Raw genomic sequence first — 20,593 nt, 5'->3', positions numbered from 1 at the left:
CCCTCCAACCAGACAGGTGGAACGGCATGGGGCAAGAAAGCAGCGGCGGCAATCAGCGGAAAGATGCAGTCAGCAGATGTAAAAAAGCTGATTTTGCTGAATTTTCCGTACATCATCGCCTTTTACATGGTGGAGAAAGCCGCATGGCTGTACCGCTACTGTAATGGCGATACCATCGTGGACAGGCTGATGGTTCTTTTTATGAACTTCGGTCTGGCCTACAAAAGTTATCTGCCAAGTTTCCATCCGTTCGACTTGCTGGTGGGTCTGATCGGTGCAGCAGCACTGAAAGCCGTGATCTACTTCAAGGGCAAGAACGCGAAGAAATATCGGCAGGGAGAGGAATACGGTTCTGCCCGGTGGGGCAATGCCAAGGACATGGAACCTTTTATTGACCCGGTATTCGAGAATAATGTGCTGCTCACCCAGACGGAACGGTTGATGATGAGCGGCAGACCAAAGCATCCGAAGTATGCCAGAAACAAGAATGTCATTGTGATCGGCGGCTCTGGCAGCGGCAAGACACGGTTTTTCGTAAAGCCCAATCTGATGCAGATGCCCGAAAAGGTCAGCTATGTCTGTACTGACCCGAAAGGTACGATCATCATTGAATGCGGAAAGATGCTCTCGGATGCCGGGTACAAAATCAAAGTCCTGAACACGATCAATTTCAAGAAGTCGATGCACTATAACCCGTTCCACTATATCCGCAGTGAGAAAGATATTCTGAAACTGGTCAATACGATCATCGCCAACACGAAAGGAGACGGCGAGAAGTCCGGCGAAGATTTCTGGGTCAAGGCAGAACGCCTGCTCTACTGCGCACTCATCGGCTATATCTACTATGAAGCCCCGGAAGAAGAACAGAACTTCTCCACGCTGCTGGAATTTATCAATGCCAGCGAAGCCCGCGAGGATGATGAAGAGTTCAAGAATCCGGTCGATGAACTATTTGAGGATTTGGAAAAGGCTAAACCAGAACACTTTGCCGTGCGGCAGTACAAAAAGTACAAGCTGGCGGCAGGTAAAACGGCGAAGTCCATTCTGATTTCCTGCGGTGCGAGACTGGCTCCATTTGACATTAAGGAACTGCGTGACCTGATGGCATACGACGAGATGGAGCTGGATATGCTGGGAGATCAGCGCACGGCAATGTTCGTTATTATCTCCGATACAGATGATACCTTCAATTTTGTGGTGTCGATCCTGTACACACAGCTATTCAATTTGCTTTGTGATAAGGCGGACGATGAACACGGTGGCAGACTTCCGTACCATGTGCGGCTGCTCCTGGACGAGTTTGCAAACATCGGCCAGATTCCAAAGTTCGATAAACTGATCGCTACCATCCGCAGCCGTGAGATTTCTGCTTCGATTATTCTCCAATCGCAAAGCCAGCTAAAGACCATTTACAAGGATGCCGCAGAAACCATCATTGGCAACTGCGACACGATGCTGTTCCTGGGCGGCAAGGAAAGCTCCACCCTCAAGGAGATTTCCGAAACGCTGGGCAAGGAAACCATCGACCTTTACAACACATCGGATACCCGTGGCAACAGTCCCTCTTTTGGAACGAACTACCAAAAGACTGGAAAAGAGCTGATGAGCCGGGATGAGCTTGCAGTCATGGACGGTAGCAAGTGCATCTTACAGTTAAGAGGTGTCAGACCGTTCCTGAGCGATAAGTTTGATATTACCAAACATAAGCGGTACAAGGAACTTTCGGATTTCGACAAGAAAAACGAGTTTGACGTAGAATGCTATCTGAAACACGAACTGCGACTGCTCACCACGGAAGAATTTGACCTTTATGAAGTGGATGTGACCGAACAGGCACAAGGATAAGGAAGGAGGCTTTCATCAGCAGTAAGCGATACACTCGTCCACTCGTTCGGGCAGACCCCGGACAGGTGATCCGTATGACCGACACGAAATAACCACCATCTATCATGTGATTCCAAAAGGCTGACTTTATTGAAAATGAAAGGAGAAGCCAGAATCGCAGGAAGCGGGCAGCACCGGAGATGTGCCAGCCCGCTTTCCTTTTGGAATCGCAAACATTCATCAAATCTGCGGTCTGGCGAAAATAACATATGGAATTCTTTAATCAGTCTATTACCGTTCTGCAGACTCTCGTTGTGGCTATTGGCGCAGGTCTTGGCGTTTGGGGCGTTGTCAATCTGATGGAAGGATATGGCAACGACAATCCGGGTGCGAAGTCCCAGGGCATGAAGCAGCTCATGAGCGGTGGCGGCGTGATCCTCATCGGTACGCAGCTAATTCCTCTGCTCTCTGGTCTGTTCGGCTAAGCACCCGCGATAGGAGGTACTCCCGCCATTGTTCGATAATATCTTTGCAGCCATCGAAAAATGGATGCGGGAACTTCTGACAGGAATGGTGGAGTCCAACATGAGTACGATGTTCACGGATGTCAATGAAAAGACAAGTGAGATCGCGGCTCAGGTTGGACGCACTCCACAAAACTGGAACAGCAGCGTTTTCAGTATGATTCAGAACTTATCAGAGTCGGTGGTGGTTCCGATTGCCGGAATCATCATCACTCTGGTACTCTGCTATGAGCTGATCTCGATGCTGACCGAGCGAAACAACCTGCATGATGTAGATACATGGATGTTCTTCAAGTATTTTGTCAAGGCATGGGTCGCAATCTATCTGGTCAGCAATACGTTCACAATTACAATGGCAGTCTTTGACGTTGGACAATCGGTAGTCAATTCGGCTTCCGGTATCATCAACGGCGAGACTGCCATTGATGTTAGTTCGCTGTCCATGCAGATGCAGGCGGCGATGGCAACCATGGAGATCGGTGAACTGGTGGTGCTGGCTCTTGAAACCTTCCTTGTCAGCTTCTGCATGAAAATTATGTCGGTGGTGATAACTGTCATTGTTTATGGGCGTATGATAGAGATTTATCTCTATACATCGCTTGCCCCGATCCCGTTCGCAACGATGAGCAACCGCGAATGGGGTCATGTAGGAACCAATTATTTCAGAGGACTGTTCGCCCTTGCATTTCAGGCATTCCTGATGATGGTCTGTGTGGCGATTTACGCAGCACTGATTTCTTCGGTGCGGATTTCCAGTAATATGCACTCCGCGTTGATCGGCGTTGCAGCGTATACCGTGATTCTGTGTTTCAGCCTGATGAAAACGGGAAGTCTGTCCAAACAGATCTTCGGCAGTCACTAAAACCGGGAAAATCCGAGGAAAGGAAAGACAGCAGACGAAAGCCGTATCCCGGCGGCGTGTCTGGCTGTCATGGTGAAGAATGGCTTATGTGACGATCCCGAAAGACCTGTCCAAAGTCAAAAACAAGGTCTTTCTCAACCTGACAAAGCGGCAGCTCATCTGTATGGGCTTTGCGGCATCCATCGGTGTTCCGTTCTACTTTCTTACGCGGGGAACGCTTGGTACAAGCAACGCGGCGGCTGGCATGGTGCTGCTGATGCTGCCGGAGTTTTTCTTTGCACTGTTCGAGAAAAACGGGATGCACCTTGAAACCATCCTGACGAATTTCATCAACGTCCGTTTCAAGCGTCCGGCAGTTCGCCGCTACGAGATTGAAAATCTGTACGAATATGAGCCGGAAAAACCTGTAACACCAAAAGTGAAGAAAGGAGGCATTATTGGGAAAAGAAAAGGATAAGAAGCCGCTATTCGGCAGCATCTTCCAGAAATTCTTCAAGCCGTCTGCAAAGGCAGAAGCGAAAAAGAAGAAAGAGCATCACCTGACGGTGCAACGGTCGATTCCGTATCTGGAAATGGGGCGGGACGGCATCTGCCGGGTGGAGGAACATCTGTATTCCAAAACCGTCCGCTTCTATGACATCAATTATCAGCTCGCACAAAACGAAGATAAGAACACCATTTTTGAAAGCTGGTGTGATTTCCTCAACTACTTCGATTCCAGCATCCGTTTTCAGCTTTCGTTCATCAACCACAAAAGCGATATGAGCGAATACAACAAGGTCATTCAGATCGAGCCACAGCATGACCAGTTCGATGATGTGCGCATGGAATATGCGCAGATGCTGAAACAGCAGCTTGCCAAAGGCAACAACGGTCTGGTTCGGACAAAGTACATCACGTTCAGCATTGAAGCCCAAAGCGTGAAAGAAGCAAAGCCCCGGCTGGAACGCATCGAAACCGATATTCTCAACAATTTCAAGGTGCTGGGCGTGAAAGCATATCCGCTGAATGGTGTGGAACGCTTACAGATCATGTATGAGATGTTCCATCAGGAGGAAGAACGGAAGTTTGAGTTCAGCTATGACCGCATCCTGCAAAGCGGCATGACCACAAAGGATTTCATTGCTCCGACCAGTTTCCTGTTCAAGAGCGGAAAGGACTTCCAGATGGGAGATACCATTGGCGCAGTATCCTATCTGAACATCCTTGCCCCGGAACTGACGGATAAGGTGCTGGCAGAGTTTCTGGACATGGACAAGAATCTGGTAGTCAGCATCCATGTGCAGTCGGTAGACCAGCTCAAGGCAATCAAACTCATCAAGGGCAAGATCACTGACCTCGATCGCATGAAGATCGAGGAACAGAAAAAGGCGGTGCGTTCTGGTTATGATATGGAAATTATTCCGAGTGACCTTGCAACTTATGGCGGCGAAGCCAAGAAGATTCTGGATGATCTGCAGAGCCGCAATGAGCGTATGTTCCTTATTACGGTGTTGTTCCTCAATGCTGCGAAAACCAAACAGGATTTGGACAGTGCGGTATTTCAGACGGCTGGTATCGCTCAGAAGTTCAACTGTACCCTGAATCGACTGGACTATATGCAGGAGCAGGGACTTATGAGCAGCCTGCCGCTGGCCAATAACCTTGTCCCCATCAAGCGGGCATTGACTACAACTTCCACCGCCATTTTCGTGCCGTTCACCACGCAGGAACTTTTCATGGAGGGCGATTCCCTCTATTACGGTCTGAATGCAGTGTCTAACAACATGATTATGGCAGACCGCAAACAGCTCAAAAATCCGAACGGTCTAATTTTGGGTACGCCTGGTTCTGGTAAATCGTTCAGCGCAAAGCGTGAAATGACAAACGTGTTCTTCACGACAACGGACGATATTATCATCGCAGACCCGGAAGGCGAGTATTATCCGCTGGTCGAAGCACTGGGCGGGCAGGTCATTCATATCTCATCCACCAGCCGGGACTACATCAACCCGATGGACATTAACCTGAACTATGCGGACGATGATAACCCGCTGGGCATGAAGTCGGACTTCATCCTTTCCCTGTGTGAACTTATCATGGGTGCACGGGACGGCATGGAGCCGGAAGAAAAATCCGTCATTGACCGATGCCTGCCGCTGGTCTATCAGAAATATCTGAATGACCCGAAACCGGAAAATATGCCGATTCTCGGTGATCTGTACGACTGCCTGCGGGAGCAGAAAGAACGGCAGGCGCAGCGCATCGCCACGGCACTGGAAATCTATGTCAATGGTTCGCTGCGGGTGTTCAACCATCAGACGAATGTGGAACTGGATAACCGCCTTATCTGCTTTGACATTAAAGAGTTGGGAAAGCAGCTCAAAAAGCTGGGTATGCTCATCGTGCAGGATCAGGTGTGGAATCGCGTTACCATCAACCGCAATGCAAAGAAAAACACACGATACTACATTGATGAGTTCCACTTGCTCTTAAAGGAAGAGCAGACTGCCGCATACAGTGTTGAAATCTGGAAGCGTTTCCGAAAATGGGGCGGCATCCCCACGGGTATCACGCAGAACATCAAAGACCTGCTGGCAAGCCGGGAAATCGAGAATATCTTTGAGAATAGCGATTTCATTTATATGCTGAATCAGGCATCCGGCGATAGGCAGATTCTTGCAAAGCAGCTCAACATTTCGCCGTTCCAGCTTTCCTATGTGACGAACAGCAACGAGGGCGAGGGACTGCTGTTCTACGGCAACACCATTATCCCGTTCAAGGACAAGTTTGATACTTCGCTGAAACTCTATGGTCTTATGACCACGAAACCGAATGAAATTGCAAAATACAGGGAGAAGAAAGACGCATGATGAAAGAGAAAAAACTGAGCCAGATGATCCTGAAGCTGCATGACCGTGCTGAGGCGGCAAAATACGATGGCGATTTCAGCCCGCCTTATCAAGAAGTGGAAATGCTGAACTTTCACGATGAGGAATCGGTGGTGCATACGGTGCTGGAGGACTTTTACGCAGTCGGCGCACTGGCAGATGAACTGACCCACGGATTCCACATGGAAGAGCGGGGCTACATCGACCGCACGGAGGTCAATTCCCGGCTGATCGCTTTTGCCAGGGAGCTGGAGCGGATTCTCGATAAGTGGGAAACCCATGCAACGCTGATTGCATAAGTTTCCTGCCGGACGGGAGGTGAATCCGATGGCAGACAAGCGATTCCGGGGCAGAGATAAAATCGTCCAGAAAATGACCAAAGACGGTCTGGTGGAAGAGAATCTCCGCACCGGGGAAACCAAGTCCGCAGTTGCAGAAGAACCACCGAAGCAGGAAGATTCGGAAAAAGACGCTGCGGAAAGTGCAGAAGAAACCCCTGTTGTAGAAGAAGATGTGTGCATGGATGCCGAGGATGGAGAGGAGGAAAAGCCCCGGCGCAGCATCGCCAAGCAGAGTACAGAGTATTATAAAGCCCATCAGGAGGATGGCAAACCGAAAGAAAAAGATGCTCCGCCTGTGGACGAAGATGCAGAGCCTGCACCTAAGAAAAATGGCCGCTTATCCTTTGATGATGAGCAGCAGGGCGGCATCGTCCGGGGCGCGGGGCTGGGCATTAAGAAAGTGGCGAAGAAAGGAGTGGATACCGCCACTGGTTTTGCCCACAACAAGGTACATCAGGTCGAAAAGGAAAACTCCGGCGTGGAGTCGGCGCATAAGAGCGAAGAAACGCTGGAAGGACTGTACCGCTTCTCCAAAGGCCGGAAAAAGACCAGAGAAAAATCCGCCAGAGCTGAGAAAAAAGTCGAGGCTGAGAAAAAATCCAGCCGTCTGAAATTTTCGGAGAATGAGGGCGGCATAACCGAAGAAGCGGCAGAAATGCCATTGAAAAAGAAACCGCCCCAGCCGCCACCGATTGCCGCAGGAGGTGAAGCAACAAAGACAGTCGGTTCAAAGTTTTACCAGAAAAAGCAGTATAAGGATGCCTATGCAGCAGCCAAGCGGGGCCAGAAAGCCGGAAACGCTGCCAGCAAGCAGGCGGCAACGGCAGCAAACACGCTTGCAGAAAAAGCAAAGGCAGCGGTGCAGGAGGTCGTTGTGCAGAACAAGACCCTCTGGGCGGGACTTGGCATTGCAGCACTGATGCTCATGCTGATTATGGGCGCATTCTCAAGCTGTTCAGCAGCGATCCATGGAACGGGCAGTACCTTTATCGGAACGACGTATCCCAGTAAGGACGCTGACATGAAAGGTGCAGAAAAAGATTATCTGGAACTGGAAAAGAAGCTGGATGAGCAGATACGGCAGATGGAGTCCACACATCCCGGCTATGACGAATACCGTTACCAGTTGGATGAAATTGGGCATGACCCCTATCAGCTGATCTCTCATCTGACTGCCGTATATGAGCAGTTCACCAGAGGACAGGTGAAACCCGTCATCAAGTCGCTGTTTGAGCAACAGTATCTCCTGAAAGTCTGGGAAACGATAGAGATTCGCACACGCATGGAAACCAGAGTAGGGATTCGGCCAACGATTGACGCTTTTGGAAACGTCAGCATGGAAACCTATACCTATCAGGAAGAAGTGGAGTATGAGTACAAAATCCTCAATGTCCTGCTGAAAAATAAAGGCTTTGATACCATTGCCAGAAAGAACATGGATCGGAAGCAGACTGGGCGGTATGATGCCTACAATCTGACCTATGGCAATCGCCCGGAACTGTTTGGCGCAGGCTCACCTACATACAGTGGCGGCACAACAGGAAGCATTGGCTCTGGCGGTTCGGGTGGAACAGGCGGCAGTTCCGGCGGTGGTTTCCGATATGATATTCCAGAAGAAGCCCTGTCGGATGAAAAGTTTGCAAGGATGATTGCAGAAGCCGAAAAGTATCTGGGTATGCCGTATGTGTGGGGCGGCAGTTCTCCAAGCACCAGTTTTGACTGCTCCGGCTTTGTCTGCTGGGTCATCAATAACTGTGGCAATGGCTGGAATGTCGGACGCACGACGGCAAACGGACTGCGTGGCAAGTGCAGCTACGTTTCTCCTGCAAATGCACAGCCGGGTGATTTGATCTTCTTTGAAAAAACCTATAATACTGTCGGTGCGTCGCACGTTGGCATCTATGTCGGCAACGGAATGATGATCCACTGCGGTGATCCGATTTCTTATACCAGCATCAATTCGACCTACTGGCAGAACCACTTCTTTGGTTTTGGCAGAATCAAGTAAAGGAAAGGAGAGAAGCTAGATGAGCAAAAAGCTGAAGAAGTTTTTGAATGATGCAGAGAAAACCGAAAGCAAGATCGCGGAACTGGAAGAGTATCTGAGAAATGTCCGGGCGGCACAGAAAAAAGAAGAGGACAATGAGATCGTTCGGGCTATCCGCAGCACAAAGCTGGGTGGGCGTGACCTGCTGGCACTGCTGGAAAATATCCAGGCGGGGAATGTGACGTTCCAGACAACCGTAAACCACGAGAACAAGACTTCGGAAGAAGCAGAAATGGAGGATGTGATTGCGAAAGATGCTTAAAAAGCTGGGTGTTGTGATTCCCAGTGTAGTGCTGACCCTGCTGATGGCAGTCGGCTTTTCCACTCCGGCATTTGCCTATGTAGAGCCGGAAGTCAAGGAAGAGCCTGTGCAGGTCATTGAGGAAGAGGAACCCACCGAGGAAGAGAAGATTCCGTTCACCATTGCGGGCAACGGCGAGGTGGAAGATAACATCACGGACGATTCCAGTAAAGAGTTCTTCACGGTCAAGACCAAGGGCGGCAACACCTTTTTTCTGGTGATCGACCGGGCAAGGAACAGCGAGAATGTGTATATGCTCTCCATGATCGACGAGTACGATTTGCAGGAGTTTCTGACCGATGAGGAACGCAACGGCAAGGAAGAAGAGGAGCCGGCAGTCGTGTTGCCGGAAACCAAACCTGAGCCGGAACCGGATGTCGAGATCGAAGAGCCGGAACAGGACGATGGAAAGCTGACCAAGATTCTGGCAATCGTATTTGTTCTGGGTGTGGGCGGTGCAGGCGCATTCTTCTATTTCTACATCTATAAGCCGAAGCAGAGTGAGCCGGAAGTATCGAAAGAAAATCTGGAATATGAAGCTCTGCCGACAAAGAACGAGGATGAGCAGGACGCAGAAACCGAAGAATAATAGAAAACCCGTATAATCTAGTGGTGCAGGGATGGTCTGATTCGGACTGTCCCTGCTTTTTTCAAACAAGCAGGAGGATACATGAAATATCTTGTGATAGCAGAAAAGCCGAGTGTAGCACGTTCCATCTCGAAAGTGATCGGTGCATACAAACATGAGGACGGGTATCTGGAGGGTGGGGATTGCGTGGTGAGCTGGTGTCTGGGGCATCTGGCAGAGTATGCAGCCCCGGAGTATTATGATGAACGCTATAAAAGCTGGCGGTTCGATGATCTTCCGATTCTCCCGGAAGAGTGGAAGCTGCTGGTTTCGGAAGATAAGAAAGCACATTTCAATATTCTGCGGAAGCTCCTCCGAAGCAAAGATTTCGATTATGTGGTAAATGCCTGTGACGCAGGGCGTGAGGGCGAAGCGATCTTTCGCCGTGTGTATGGTCTGGCAGGAAGCAAACTCCCGGTCAAACGGTTGTGGATTAGCAGCATGGAAGATACCGCTATCCAGCAGGGCTTTGATTCCTTAAAGGATGGCACAGAATATGACAACCTGTTTGCCGCTTCGGAGTGCAGGGCAAAGGCAGACTGGCTGATCGGCATGAACGGCACACGGGCCTTTACCAAGAAATACGGCAGGCGGCAGACCATTGGACGGGTGCAGACTCCAACACTGGCAATGCTGACGGAACGGCAGAACAAAATCCAGAACTTTGTGAAAGAACCGTACTACAAGGTGGAAATCACGGGAAATGGCATCGTGGCAGAATCGGAACGGATGGTGCAGGAGCAGAATGCGGATACCGTGCAGGCAGCTTGTGATGGACAGTGTGCCGTGGTCGGCAGCATCGAGCGCAAGCGGAAAGAACAGTCAGCCCCGAAGCTGTACGACTTAACGACTTTGCAGCGAGAGGCCAACCGCTATTATGGTTTTACCGCCAGCCAGACATTGAAGATCGTACAGGAATTGTACGAAGAAAAGCTGGTGACATACCCGCGAACGGACAGCCAGTACATCACGGAAGATATGCAGCAGACCATGACAGATTTGCTCAACCATTATAGCGGCGAGGTTGGCAAAGTGGAACAGGTAGTCAATAACAAGAAAGTCACTGACCACCATGCGATTCTGCCGACGCTGGAAAGCTGCAAGCGTGAGCTAAACAGCCTGTCCGGGGACAAAGAAAAAATCTTTGCCCTCATCGTCTGGAAGATGCAGCAGGCAGTACAGCCGCCATACATCTATGAGGATGTTCTGGTAACAGTATGCTGTCAGGACAGGAAGTTCACTGCAAAATACAAAAATATTTTGCAGGCGGGACATACCGCAATGCCTGTTCCGTTTGCAGAACAGGAAAAAAGCAAGGATGTGGCATTCCCTAAGAAACTGGAACAGGGCGCGGTGATTCCTGTGGTGAGTGCGGAGAAAAAGCAGGGCTTTACATCTCCGCCGAAGGCATTTACCGAAGATACCCTGCTTTCTGCAATGGAAACCGCAGGCAACAAGGAGTTTGAAAAAGACACGGAAAAGAAAGGACTGGGAACGCCTGCGACCCGTGCAGCGATTCTGGAAAAGCTGGTGTCTTCCGGCTATGTGGAACGCAAAGGCAAGCAGATTCTTCCCAGTGCAGAGGGGGTCACGGCAATCGCAAATATCCCGGATTACCTGAAATCGGCAAGCATGACCGCTGAGTGGGAAAATGAACTGCTGCGGATGGAACAGGGCGAAACAAAGCCCGCCAACTTCATGCAGGGAATCAACGGACTTTTGGATAAGATGTTGGCAGACCTCCGGCAGATTCCGACCGTACAGGAATCGACTACTTATAATAAGGTATCTATCGGGGACTGCCCGGTATGCGGCAAAACCGTCTGTGAGGGCAGACAGAACTTTTACTGTTCTGACCGCGACTGCAAATTTGCCCTCTGGAAAGAAAGTAAATACCTTTCCGGCATGAAAAAGACGCTCACGAAGAAAATGGCAACTGACCTTTTGAAGAAAGGACGCACCCATGTAAAAGACTTCTACTCTGCCAAAAAGGATAAGACCTTTGCCGCAGACCTTGTTATGGCAATAGAAAACGGCAGGGCGCAGTACAGTCTTGAATTTCCGAAAACACCAGCTAAGAAGTAAGGAGGGAACGGTTGGCAAAATTTAACGATATTCGGGAACTTGCCCAGCAGAACGCGCGGTGGGTAAGCAATTCTCCGAAAGACTGGATGAACTATCTGGATGTGGCGGCACGGCTGTACCGTTATTCGTTCAAGGACACTCTGCTGATCCATGCCCAGCGTCCTGACGCGACTGCCTGTGCAGAGCTGGAAGTCTGGAACAAGAAAATGAACCGCTGGGTAAACCGTGGCGCAAAAGGCATTGCACTTCTGGACGATGCCAGCCCACGGGCAAAGCTGCGCTATGTGTTCGACATTGCGGACACGCATCTGGTGCAGGGAGGCAAAACGCCGATCCTCTGGCGCATTGATTATTCGGAACACCAGCGGATGATCCTCGACCATCTGGCAGATACCTATGCACTGACGCAGACGGACAGCATGAATGCTGCGCTGATGGAACTGGCACAGCAGTTGACCGCTGAGAATCTGGAAGAAGCGATGGATGGTCTGGAATATGAGGTGACAGACACATTTCTGGAAGGACTGGACGAAGATAATCTCCGTGTCCGTTTCCGGGAGTTAATGACCAACAGTATTTTCTATACCCTTTCCAGACGCTGCGGACAGGAACCGCTGGAAGTGCTGGACGATGAGGATTTTATCCGTATCGTGGATTTTAACCAACTTCCGGTCTTGACTTTCTTGGGCAATGCTGTTTCGGAACAGTGTGAAGCGGCTCTCCGTGACATCGGACGGGAAATGCAGAAAATTTACCGAAAAGAAGTTACAGAACATCTTGCAAAAACTGCCGACAGCTTGTATAATACCAGTACGGACTTTAGCACATTAAAGCACGAAATCGAAACAAACATCACCGAAGGAGGAAAACCGTATGGAACTGACTTATCACCGCAAGGGGGACTACCTGTTTCCGAACCTGACCGTACAGGACAAGCCGATGAGCATTGGGAAGTACGGGATGCTGCGCAGGACTTATCTGAGGGAGAACAAGAAGAACTGGTATCAGAGTATGCTGATGAGCGGCAGGCTGAATCAGCATCTGGCGCAGATCGACGAGCAGGCAGAGAACCGGATGGAGGAACTGATCGAGAGCCTGAACGAGAAGTATCCGGCTCCGAACAAGGAAACCGAACAGATGGCATGGGTGGCACACCAGAACAATCTGACCGCGATGGCGGAAGAGATCGTGCTGAAGGAATTGGTGTACAACTAACCGCTGATACAACCGAACAGGATTTGAGCGAAGCAGAGGAAGAAATTGCCTCTGCTTTTTCTCTGCCCAGTCTGCCGACCGTGGAACAGCAGATTCGGGCAATCGAAGCACCGATGCAGGCACGGTATGCCGATGAGATCACCATTCCGGTAGAAGTTGTGGATGAAATCCTGCGGACAGGCAGCAATCGAAACAAAAGCCAGCTTCGCCTTATCTATAACTTTATGACCGAACAAACCCCGGAAGAGTATACCGCTTTTGTCAAAAAGGAATATGGCGAGGGCGGCAAGGGCTTTGAAATCGGCGGCACAAAATATGCGGTCTGGTTCGATGAACTGGGTATGCAGATCGCCGTTGGCGATACGGTTCGGAACGACCCCAAAAACAAAGCATTTCTGTCATGGGAAGATGTCAGCGGCAGAATCCATCAGCTTTTACAGCAGGGAGAGTACGCACCAAAGTCTGTCCTGGATGCAGCCCGTGGCAATGCTCTGCATGAACACGCAGAAGTCCTGAGCTATATGGAACGCGATATGGCAGAGGGCGTGGCAGAGATGGTCTTTTCCGATACGTCTATCTTCTCCGGTGGATACCCGGAACTTACAGAACGCCTTGCAAAGCTGCTTGACCAGCCGGAATTTCTGGCTGACCTGAACGAACGTCTTTTGGGACTGGCAGAAGCTTACGCCGAAGATAAAAGCGTGATGCGGATGCAGTTTTATCGCCCGGATAAAGTATCCGAACAGTTTCAGAAGTTTGCCCTCCCGTTCCAGCCGTATCAGGCAAGAGAGGGCTTTCAGTGGAATGAGCAGGAAGTCTTTATCACGGAAGATGAGATCAATGCTTTCCTTGCAGGCGGCGGGCCGTATTCGGATGGCAGGCTGGCAACGTACAGTTTCTTCCTTACCCATACAGAGAAAGCAGAACGCGCGGCATTTCTGAAAGACCGATACGGTGTGGGCGGCAGCAGTCATGCACTTTCCCGTGCAGATAATTCCCATGCCAGCTATGACGGCAGAGGTCTTGAACTGGCACGGGGCATCTATGGAAAGCCGGATGCGCTGGTAAAGCTGAACTGGAATCAGGCGGCTGAACGAATTGCAAGGCTCATTGACCAGAGTTTGTATCTGAAGCCTGCGGATTACAGCCGGATGCCGAGTTACGAGCGTGAGCAGATGGCAAATCGGGTAATCGGTTTCTACCATCGTCTGCCCGATGAAGTAGAGCGTCCATTTAAGCGGGAATTGCTGAATGAGGATGCCAGAAAGAAACTGCCCACCATGCTGGCTGACCCGGAACAGACGGTAGAGCTTCTGGAAAAGATGGATGTAGCACTTCTTTCCGTGCCGCTGGATTCCCCGGAATATGCGGAAAAATCAAAGACGCTTGCTGAATTGCACCAGTATGTTGAGGGAACGTACACGATCTTCCCGGAAAAGAAAAAGGCTGTTGAGATTTCTGTTTCTGAGACAGGACAAATATCGCTTTTCGATATTTGGGCGCAGGAACAGGAATCGAAAGAGCATTCAACCACCGCAGTGGTTGAAGAACCCCAGAAGCAGGCGGCAAAGTACAGCAGAAATGTCGGGGATTATCTCTATCTGGAAGATGACCGCCTTTATAAAATCGAACGTGTTACGGATTCTCTGATCTATCTGAAAGATATGGAGCGTCCTGCATGGGCGGCGCGGGTGCTTCGACCGAACCAGTATGATGCAGAACTGGCAAAGAATCCGCTGAATGATTATCTTCTGGCAGGGCAGAAATCTGCATTGAAAGATAGTCGCTGTGTTTACAAAGAATGTCTGTATTCCATGCTGGATGCGGTGCAGCAGAGTGAAATCTATCCGTATCTCCGCGACCGCGATGTGGATGCAGACGAAGCGGAAAAGGAACTTCGGAACAAGATCGACGAGCTGTTAGAGCAGAATGCGAAAACTGCTCCGCTGTATCTGGAAGCAAGCCAGAACTGGGAAAACTTCAAAGACTGGTTGGTAGAAGATATTTTCCAGCGCACCTATCAGGACGTTATTACGGACAGACGGGATGCCGTTGCACTGTATCAGGATAGCAAGGACGCACCGCAGTGGGTGCGCGGCATTATGGTTCTGTATGCAGCGGAAGAAAAGGCCGTTGAGCCGACCTTGCAGCCCCTGCCGCTGGATGCCGTAAACGAATATAACGCGCTGAAAGAGCGTTACCCGGATGCTCTGGTCGGTTATGAGCAGTACGGCAACTTTGAGTTCTACGGCGAGGATGCAAAGCGCGTTTCAGAACTTCTTGGCAGCAAGCTGTTGGAAAAGGAAACCGCACTCGGCAAGGTTGAGGTGTCTGGTTTTCCACGTGAACAGTGGGCTTCTCAGGCAATGAAGCTCTGGAAGCAGGGGGAGAGCGTCTATCTGTCCGGCCAGCAGGAAGATGGAACCCATGCGCAGACAAAGTATTTCCGCAGAGAGGAATATCTGCCAGTCAATACCATCATTGAACTGGACGATAGAGAGTTCCGTGTGGATTCGGTCAACTTTGAGCAGGGGACGGTCAGCTTGCAGGACATGACCCTTGCGAAAGAAGCCCGGTATCCGATCTTCCGAACGGAACCGCTGGAGTACATTCGGCATCTGTACGAACAGGCCGACGTGCCGATGAAAGAAGCGATAGAAACCACAGTCTTTACTGCTCTACACAATGCTGGTGTGGCTTACGAGGATTTTTCCCCGGAGCAGATGGATGTGATCTATTCGGTGGCAGAATCGGGCGGCGAGTTAGAAGAACTGCTGAATCCCGACTTCTCGCCGGAACAGATGCAGCTGATCGCGGATGTGCAGACCCGGACAGATGCCATCCATCGTTCGGCAGTGGACGATGTTTTGAATCCTCTTACCAGTAAGCCTATGACCCCGGAAGAGGTCAACCATGCACGGCGGCAGCACAACCTTCCGCTGGACAGTGGAGCCGAAACGGAACAGCCTGTACAGCCCAAACAGGAGCCTATGAACTTCCGTATTACGGACGATGATCTCGGCGCAGGAGGAGCCAAGACAAAATTCAAAGCAAACATCGAAGTCATCCGGCTGCTGCAAACGCTGGATGCAGAACAACGGCAGGCAACCGCAGAAGAACAGGAAGTTCTCTCCCGGTATGTCGGCTGGGGCGGCATTCCGCAGGCGTTCGACGAGAAGAATGCGGACTGGGCAAAGGAGTATGCGGAACTGAAATCTCAGCTCCCGGCAGATGAGTACAGCGAAGCGCGGGCATCCACGCTGAATGCTTTCTACACTTCGCCTACGGTTATCAAGGCAATGTATGAAACCCTTTCCAACATGGGTCTGAGCAAAGGCAATGTACTGGAACCGTCCTGCGGTGTCGGTAACTTCATGGGTCTTGTGCCTGAAAGCATGGAGAACATCAAGATGTATGGTGTGGAGCTGGACAACGTATCAGGACGCATTGCACAGCAGCTTTATCAGAAGAACAAAATTGCAGTGCAGGGCTTTGAAACAATGCAGTTCCCGGACAGTTTCTTTGATTGTGTGGTGGGTAATGTGCCGTTCGGCAATTACAAAGTGCCGGATAAGCGGTATGACCGCCACAACTTTCTCATCCATGATTACTTTATTGCAAAAAGTCTTGACCTTGTTCGTCCGGGCGGCGTGGTGGCGGTAGTCACTTCCAGCGGTACGATGGATAAAAAGGATTCCTCTGTCCGAGAGTATCTTGCCAACCGTGCCGATCTGGTCGGTGCAATTCGCTTGCCAAACAATGCGTTCCAGCGCAATGCGAATACAAGCGTAGTAGCCGACATTCTGTTTTTGCAGAAGCGTGACCGGGCGGCAGTGGAGCGGGCAGAGTGGGTAGACCTTGGCACAACGCCGGAGGGATACCCCATCAACCAGTATTTTGCGCAGCATCCTGAAATGGTGCTGGGCGAGATCACGACCGAAAGTACACAGTACGGTAAGCAGGAAACTACGGTCAAACCCATCGAGGGCGCAGACCTTGCACAGCAGTTGAAAGCAGCCGTTGAGAACATCCATGCGGAAATCACAGAGCCAGAAATCACGGACGATGAACTTGACCAGAACACAGAACCGCTCCCGGCAGACCTGAACGTGAAGAATTTCAGTTACACCAATGTGGACGGACAGGTTTATTACCGTGAAAACTCCTACATGAACAAGGTTGACCTGCCTGCGGTCACGGCAGAGCGTGTGCTGGGAATGATTGCCCTGCGGGAAACTACACAGAAATTGCTGGACTGCCAGTTGCACGATGGTACAGATGCCGAAGTGGAACTGCTGCAAGGAAAGCTGAAAGACCAGTATAAGCGGTTCACAGCGCAGTACGGTCTTATCAACAGCACCGCCAACAAACGGGCATTCCGGCAGGACAGCAGCTATTGCCTGCTGGCATCCCTTGAGATTCTGGACGAGGATAAAAACCTCAAGCGGCTGGCAGATATTTTCACCAAGCGTACTATTCGCAAGCCGGAACCTGTCACCTCTGTGGATACTCCCAGTGAAGCCCTGGCACTCTCCATCGGAGAAAAAGCAAAGGTCGATGTGCCGTTTATGGCAGAACTTTGCGGAAAGACAGAGCAGGAAGTGACCGAAGAACTGGCAGGTGTTATCTTCCGCAATCCTATCACACAGGCATGGGTGACGGCAGACGAATATCTGTCCGGCAATGTCCGGGAAAAGCTGGCAACGGCAGAAAACTTTGCTGCAAACCACCCGGAGTATCATGTCAATGTCGAGTATCTCAAGCGGGTACAGCCGAAAGATTTGAATGCTTCGGAGATTGAAGTGCGGCTGGGTGCAAACTGGATTAAGGCGGAGTACATTACGGACTTCATGGAGCAGGTATTCAAAACGCCGAGTTACTACATCGGAAGTTCCATCAAGGCTACCTATTCGGAAATCAGCGGCGCATGGAACATCAGCGGCAAGTCACTTGACCGGAGTAATCCCCGCGTGACGAACACCTACGGCACAATGCGTGTCAACGGCTATCGACTGCTGGAAGATGCGCTGAATCTCCGGGATACCAAAATTTACGATACCGTCTATGAGGATGGAAAAGAAAGGAGAGTGCTGAATAAAAAAGAAACCATGCTGGCGCAGCAGGCACAGGAAGCAATTCGGGATGCGTTCAAGCAGTGGATTTTCAAGGATTTAGACCGCAGAGAGGAACTTTGCAAGGTCTACAATGAGCGGTTCAATGCGATTCGTCCCCGTGAATACGATGGCAGTCATATCAAGTTTGTGGGCATGACCCCGGAGATCAGCCTGATGCCGCACCAGAAAAATGCAGTGGCGCATATCCTGTATGGCAATAATACGCTGTTGGCGCATTGTGTTGGTGCGGGCAAGACCTTCCAGATGATCGCTGCCGGCATGGAAAGCCGCCGTCTGGGTCTGGCACAGAAGAATCTCTACGTTGTGCCGAACCATCTGACAGAGCAGTGGGGCGCGGATTTCCTGCGGCTGTATCCGAATGCCAATGTGCTGGTGGCAACGAAAAAGGATTTTGAGCCATCCAACCGGAAAAAGTTCTGTTCCCGGATTGCTACGGGCGATTATGATGCAATCATTATCGGACATTCGCAGTTTGAGCGGATTCCGCTTTCCCCGGAACGGCAGAAATCCATGATCGAACGGCAGATTCAGGACATTACCTTTGCGATTGCAGAAGCAAAGGCAGAGGACGATGGTAAGAGTTTCACGGTCAAGCAGATGGAGAAAACAAAGAAAACCTTACAGGCAAAGCTCCAGAAACTGAACGACCAGAGCCGCAAGGACGATGTGGTTACATTTGAGCAGCTTGGTGTTGACCGCCTGTTTGTGGATGAGAGCCACTTCTATAAAAATATGTTCCTCTATACAAAAATGCGGAACATCGCTGGTATTGCTCAGACCGATGCGCAGAAATCCTCGGATATGTTTGCAAAATGCCAGTATCTCGATGAAATCACTGGCGGCAAGGGTGTGACTTTTGCAACAGGTACGCCCGTATCGAACAGCATGGTAGAGCTGTATACCATCATGCGTTACTTGCAGTATGACACCTTGCAGAAACTTCATCTTGGACATTTTGATAGCTGGGCGGCTTCGTTTGGCGAAACCGTAACGGCAATCGAATTGTCCCCAGAAGGAACGGGCTACCGTGCAAAGACGCGGTTCGCCCGTTTTTTCAATCTCCCTGAATTGATCTCACTGTTCAAGGAGTCCGCAGACGTACAGACGGCGGATATGCTGAATCTGCCTGTGCCAGAAGCAGAGTACATCAATGAGGTGCTGAAACCCAGCGAAACGCAGCAGGAAATGGTGAGCAGCTTTGCTGACCGTGCAGAGCAGGTGCGAAACGGCAATGTCAATCCCAAAATTGATAATATGCTCAAGATCACGAATGACGGTAGAAAGCTTGCACTGGATCAGCGGCTTATCAATGATCTGCTCCCGGATGAGCCAGAAAGCAAGGTCAACCTCTGCGTGGAGAATGCCTATCAGGTATGGGAAGAATCCACGCCCGATAAATCCACCCAGTTAATTTTCTGTGATTTATCGACCCCGAAAACAGACGGAACATTCAATGTGTACGATGATGTCCGGGAAAAACTGGTGGCAAAGGGAATCCCCCGTGAGGAGATTGCTTTTATCCATGAGGCAAATACCGAAACCAAAAAGGCAGAACTGTTTGCAAAGGTACGTTCTGGTCAGGTGCGTATCCTGCTCGGTTCGACCCCGAAACTTGGTGCTGGTACGAACATTCAGGACAGGCTGATTGCCCTGCATCATCTGGATTGCCCGTGGAAGCCCTCTGACCTGGAACAGCAGGAAGGACGGATTCTTCGTCAGGGAAACCGCAACCAGAAAGTGAAGATTTTCCGTTACGTCACAGAAAATACGTTCGATTCGTATATGTGGCAGATTCTGGAAAATAAGCAAAAGTTTATCTCGCAGATCATGACCTCGAAATCTCCTGTCCGTGCCTGTGATGATGTGGACGATACCGCGCTGACCTATGCAGAAATCAAAGCATTGGCAACGGGAAATCCCTACATCAAGGAAAAGATGGATTTGGATATTCAGGTCAGCAAGCTGAAGCTGATGCGGGCCAACCACATCAGCCAGATTTATAGTCTGGAATCGGATATTGCACGGCGGTATCCGGCAGAGATCACGGCAGCGAAAGAGCGCATAGCAGGTCTGAAAGCTGACCTTGCAGTGGCAAAGCCGTTGCTGGAACAGGATAAGGAAAAGTTCTCCATCACGGTGGAGGACAGGGTTTATACCGACCGCAAGGAAGCAGGATCGGCGATTCTTGCAGCCTGCGCCGCAATGAAGATCGCTAAGACAGAGGGGCAAATCGCAGATTTGGGAGGGTTTGCAATCAGTTCCCGGTTTGATGCGTTCGCTCAGACATTCAAGCTGACCATCAAGCGGCAGAGCAGTTATACGATTGAACTTGGCAGTGACCCAGCTGGCAATATCCAGCGTATTCTCAATGCGCTGGTATCCATCGAAAAGACGCTGCCGCAGGTGGAGCGCCGGTTGGAAACTTTACAGCAGCAGTTGGCAGAGGCAAAGGAAGAAGTGCAGCGTCCGTTCCCGCAGGAGGCGGAATTAAACGAAAAATCTGCACGGCTTGCAGAACTGAACGCCCTGCTGGACATGGATGAAAAGGGGGATGATGCGGCTCTTGGCATGGATGAGGAAGTGACGGAGAGTGAAATCCCTGCGCCGAAGCGTGAGATTGAGCGGAGTGCAGACAGCGTAAGACGTCCGTCGATTCTTGCACAGCTTCACGAAAAACAGGCGGAACGCATGGCAGAGCCGAAACCGCAGAAAAAGAAAAGTCACGATATGGAACTGTAACTGAGAATGCCCCGTCAGATCT

At 50.6% G+C, this 20,593-nt stretch carries 11 protein-coding genes; all 11 read left to right on the top strand.

Going from position 1 to position 20,593, the window contains the following annotated elements:
- The first annotated feature begins 63 nt into the window (after positions 1 to 63).
- The 11 genes from DWY95_RS05650 (at position 64) to DWY95_RS05600 (ending at position 20,571) form a co-directional block, all read left to right on the top strand.
- On the top strand, positions 64 to 1,845 hold the full coding sequence (locus tag DWY95_RS05650; protein WP_118552789.1) for a VirD4-like conjugal transfer protein, CD1115 family: 1,782 nt from the start codon (positions 64 to 66) through the stop codon (positions 1,843 to 1,845).
- Between the two features lie 248 nt (positions 1,846 to 2,093).
- Positions 2,094 to 2,309, top strand: a complete 216-nt coding sequence (locus DWY95_RS05645; RefSeq protein ID WP_097776607.1) for a Maff2 family protein — start codon at positions 2,094 to 2,096, stop codon at positions 2,307 to 2,309.
- Between the two features lie 64 nt (positions 2,310 to 2,373).
- The gene (locus tag DWY95_RS05640) at positions 2,374 to 3,210 is read left to right on the top strand and encodes a VirB6/TrbL-like conjugal transfer protein, CD1112 family (protein WP_336308449.1); all 837 of its coding nucleotides are present in this window, start codon (positions 2,374 to 2,376) and stop codon (positions 3,208 to 3,210) included.
- A gap of 79 nt (positions 3,211 to 3,289) precedes the next feature.
- On the top strand, positions 3,290 to 3,667 hold the full coding sequence (locus tag DWY95_RS05635) for a PrgI family protein (protein ID WP_097776609.1): 378 nt from the start codon (positions 3,290 to 3,292) through the stop codon (positions 3,665 to 3,667).
- 19 nt (positions 3,668 to 3,686) lie between these two features.
- Positions 3,687 to 6,062, top strand: a complete 2,376-nt coding sequence (locus DWY95_RS05630) for a VirB4-like conjugal transfer ATPase, CD1110 family (RefSeq protein WP_243082614.1) — start codon at positions 3,687 to 3,689, stop codon at positions 6,060 to 6,062.
- Entirely contained in the window at positions 6,059 to 6,379 is a 321-nt protein-coding gene (locus tag DWY95_RS05625; protein WP_118552724.1) for a hypothetical protein, read from the top strand. The genes DWY95_RS05630 and DWY95_RS05625 overlap by 4 nt, the downstream gene beginning before the upstream one ends.
- A gap of 28 nt (positions 6,380 to 6,407) precedes the next feature.
- Positions 6,408 to 8,429 (top strand): C40 family peptidase, encoded by a 2,022-nt coding sequence (locus DWY95_RS05620; protein WP_118552723.1) that lies wholly within the window; start codon positions 6,408 to 6,410, stop codon positions 8,427 to 8,429.
- Positions 8,430 to 8,448: 19 nt separating this feature from the next.
- Complete coding sequence (locus DWY95_RS05615; protein ID WP_118538985.1) at positions 8,449 to 8,730, top strand: DUF4315 family protein; 282 nt, start codon at positions 8,449 to 8,451, stop codon at positions 8,728 to 8,730.
- A complete protein-coding gene (locus DWY95_RS05610) occupies positions 8,723 to 9,358 on the top strand; it encodes a CD1107 family mobile element protein (protein WP_118538987.1) in 636 nt (211 codons plus the stop codon). Before DWY95_RS05615 ends, DWY95_RS05610 begins: the two co-directional genes overlap by 8 nt.
- 81 nt (positions 9,359 to 9,439) lie before the next feature.
- A complete protein-coding gene (locus DWY95_RS05605; protein ID WP_118552722.1) occupies positions 9,440 to 11,482 on the top strand; it encodes a type IA DNA topoisomerase in 2,043 nt (680 codons plus the stop codon).
- An 11-nt stretch (positions 11,483 to 11,493) separates the two neighbouring features.
- Complete coding sequence (locus DWY95_RS05600; RefSeq protein ID WP_243082592.1) at positions 11,494 to 20,571, top strand: DEAD/DEAH box helicase family protein; 9,078 nt, start codon at positions 11,494 to 11,496, stop codon at positions 20,569 to 20,571.
- Positions 20,572 to 20,593: the final 22 nt, after the last annotated feature.

The sequence above is a fragment of the Faecalibacterium sp. AF28-13AC genome (assembly GCF_003478405.1).
GTDB lineage: Bacteria > Bacillota > Clostridia > Oscillospirales > Ruminococcaceae > Faecalibacterium > Faecalibacterium prausnitzii_E.
This window is presented reverse-complemented; position numbering and strand designations above follow the sequence as displayed.

Bases quoted from the DNA above. Each gene is read 5' to 3' on its own strand.
- DWY95_RS05620 (WP_118552723.1), top strand. From the start codon at position 6,408: ATGGCAGACAAGCGATTCCGGGGCAGAGATAAAATCGTCCAGAAAATG.
- DWY95_RS05610 (WP_118538987.1), top strand. From the start codon at position 8,723: ATGCTTAAAAAGCTGGGTGTTGTGATTCCCAGTGTAGTGCTGACCCTG.
- DWY95_RS05635 (WP_097776609.1), top strand. From the start codon at position 3,290: ATGGCTTATGTGACGATCCCGAAAGACCTGTCCAAAGTCAAAAACAAG.
- DWY95_RS05640 (WP_336308449.1), top strand. From the start codon at position 2,374: ATGCGGGAACTTCTGACAGGAATGGTGGAGTCCAACATGAGTACGATG.
- DWY95_RS05645 (WP_097776607.1), top strand. From the start codon at position 2,094: ATGGAATTCTTTAATCAGTCTATTACCGTTCTGCAGACTCTCGTTGTG.
- DWY95_RS05625 (WP_118552724.1), top strand. From the start codon at position 6,059: ATGATGAAAGAGAAAAAACTGAGCCAGATGATCCTGAAGCTGCATGAC.
- DWY95_RS05650 (WP_118552789.1), top strand. From the start codon at position 64: ATGCAGTCAGCAGATGTAAAAAAGCTGATTTTGCTGAATTTTCCGTAC.
- DWY95_RS05615 (WP_118538985.1), top strand. From the start codon at position 8,449: ATGAGCAAAAAGCTGAAGAAGTTTTTGAATGATGCAGAGAAAACCGAA.
- DWY95_RS05605 (WP_118552722.1), top strand. From the start codon at position 9,440: ATGAAATATCTTGTGATAGCAGAAAAGCCGAGTGTAGCACGTTCCATC.